This window comes from Clostridioides sp. ES-S-0190-01, from assembly GCF_020658275.1.
In the GTDB taxonomy this organism is placed as follows: Bacteria; Bacillota; Clostridia; order Peptostreptococcales; family Peptostreptococcaceae; genus Clostridioides.
Window position 1 is genome coordinate 1 of record NZ_JACVWA010000018.1, and the last position, 714, is coordinate 714.

At 42.2% G+C, this 714-nt stretch carries 3 tRNA genes and 2 rRNA genes; all 5 read right to left on the minus strand.

The window, feature by feature from the left end:
* Positions 1-37: 37 nt before the first annotated feature.
* Positions 38-113, minus strand: a tRNA-Met gene (locus IC214_RS06800).
* Between the two features lie 15 nt (positions 114-128).
* Positions 129-214, minus strand: a tRNA-Leu gene (locus IC214_RS06805).
* A 6-nt stretch (positions 215-220) separates the two neighbouring features.
* A tRNA-Asn gene (locus tag IC214_RS06810) sits at positions 221-295 on the minus strand.
* A gap of 6 nt (positions 296-301) precedes the next feature.
* Positions 302-418: ribosomal RNA gene (rrf, locus tag IC214_RS06815) — 5S ribosomal RNA — on the minus strand.
* Positions 419-601: 183 nt separating this feature from the next.
* Positions 602-714, minus strand: a 23S ribosomal RNA gene (locus IC214_RS06820); the annotation flags it as partial.

Here is a 714-nt window from a genome sequence, read left to right on the forward strand (position 1 = left end):
GCGGTGTCTTAACCTCTTGACCAACGAGCCATTTTAATGGTTGCGGAGGCAGGACTCGAACCTACGACCTTCGGGTTATGAGCCCGACGAGCTGCCAACTGCTCCACTCCGCGATATTGTTTTATAAGTGCCGAAGACCGGAATCGAACCGGTACGAGAGGTAAGTCCCGCAGGATTTTAAGTCCTGTGCGTCTGCCAGTTCCGCCACTTCGGCTTTTTTTGGCTCCAAGGGTGGGGCTCGAACCCACAGCCTACCGGTTAACAGCCGGTTGCTCCACCGTTGAGCTACCTTGGAATATTCACGTGGCTATGTCCTACTCTCCCAGGCAGTTTCCCACCAAGTACCATCAGCGCTAAAGAGCTTAACTTCTGTGTTCGGAATGGGAACAGGTGTATCCTCTTTGCTATTATAACCACATATTGCCTATTTATAAGACAAGTATTATATTAACATCTTTATTTTTAAATGTCAATACTTTTAAAGTACTAAATAATAATAGTTTTTTATTAAATATCTTCTATTAATTGAAGTTAGTACTTTACATAGAGTTAACACTCTAAAAACTACATATATATTTTAATCAATGAACATCAAATAATATTGGTCAAGTCCTCGACCTATTAGTATCGATAAGCTAAATACATTGCTGCACTTACACCTTCGACCTATCAACCAGATAGTCTTTCTGGGGTCTTACCCTTGCGGTGGGAAAT